The sequence below is a fragment of the Pseudomonas sp. A-B-19 genome, from assembly GCF_019947515.1.
GTDB lineage: Bacteria > Pseudomonadota > Gammaproteobacteria > Pseudomonadales > Pseudomonadaceae > Aquipseudomonas.
Genome location: NZ_JAGYGN010000062.1, coordinates 1 through 1,308, shown reverse-complemented (window position 1 = coordinate 1,308; position 1,308 = coordinate 1). Strand labels below are relative to the sequence as shown.

1 protein-coding gene is annotated in these 1,308 nt (G+C 58.3%); it reads left to right on the top strand.

Features of this window, described 5'->3' with window-relative positions; translation table 11 throughout:
- Window positions 1–96 precede the first annotated feature (96 nt).
- The gene (locus KGA81_RS29930; RefSeq protein WP_223551291.1) at window positions 97–1,302 is read left to right on the top strand and encodes an ISL3 family transposase; all 1,206 of its coding nucleotides are present in this window, start codon (window positions 97–99) and stop codon (window positions 1,300–1,302) included.
- Window positions 1,303–1,308 lie beyond the last annotated feature (6 nt).

Sequence of the window (1,308 nt, the reverse complement as noted above, 5' to 3'; positions counted from 1 at the left end):
GGTTCTTCACGGAATCCCGGGAAACACAGAAACAAGAACGCCGATTTGGTTGATGATGTTCGTGCGAGCAAACACATCTAACAAACCGGCGTTCTTATGCGCGATATTAATACTTTCCTTCCTTTTTGGGAGGGCTTTTCTGTTGTCACCATCAAACCCGATGGTGACGCTCTACAGATCGATCTGATTCCTCACGCCACCCGGTTCCCATCCTGTGGCGGGTGCCAAAAACCCTGTTCAACCACGCATGAGTATTGCGAGCGAACCGTTCGTGATTTGCCCATCCTCGGCCGTGCGGTGCGTCTCAGCGTGTTGCTCCGACGTGTGGGCTGCCGTGATTGCGGCAAACGCATGGAAGCCGTCAGTTGGCTGGATCGCTATGCCCGCATGACGCGCCGCCTGGCCGAGGCCGTCATTCAAGCCTGCGAACGCCTGCCCACGCTGCATGTGGCGCAACTGTTCGGGCTGCATTGGGACAGCGTGCGGTTGCTGGAGCGTCGAGCCTTGCACGCGGCGTTGAGTGTTTTGCCGAAGGCGCAGCCCCGGCGCTTGGTGATGGACGAATTCGCCCTGTTCAAGGGGCATCGCTACGCCAGCGTCGTGCTGGATGCGGATACCCGGCGCGTGCTGTGGATCGGCGAAGGCCGCAGCCGAGCGGCGGTCAGGCCATTCTTCGAAGAAATGGGGCCAGAAGGTTGCGCGCGCATCGAAGCGGTGGCGATGGACATGAACACCGCCTTTGACCTGGAGGTTCGCCAGCATTGTCCGAACGCGCGAGTGATCTACGACCTCTTTCATGTGGTGGCCAAATATGGCCGAGAGGTGATTGATCGAGTCCGCGTCGACGAAGCTAATCGGCTACGTCACGACAAGCCTGCGCGCAAGGTCATCAAGCAAGCGCGATGGCTGTTGCTGCGCAACCCGCAGAACCTGAAAACGCCGGAGCAACAGGTCCGTTTGGAGGATCTGCTGGCGGCGAACCAAGCGTTGATGACGGTCTACTTGATGAAGGCTGAACTCAAAACGCTGTGGACGCCGAGCACCGCCTGGGGCTGGCGATCAACCTGGCAGCAATGGCTGCGCCATGCTCAAGAAAGTGGAATACCGGCTCTGATCCAGTTCGCAAAGCGACTAAAGGGTTACTGGCGGGGCATCGTCAGCCGGGTTCGCTGGCCGATGCATACGGGCCAGCTGGAAGGCATCAACAATCGAATCAAGGTCATTAAGCGGATGGCGTACGGTTACCGGGACAGCGAATTCTTTTTCATGAAGATCAAGAGCGTCTTTCCCGGTAATCCGTGAAGAACC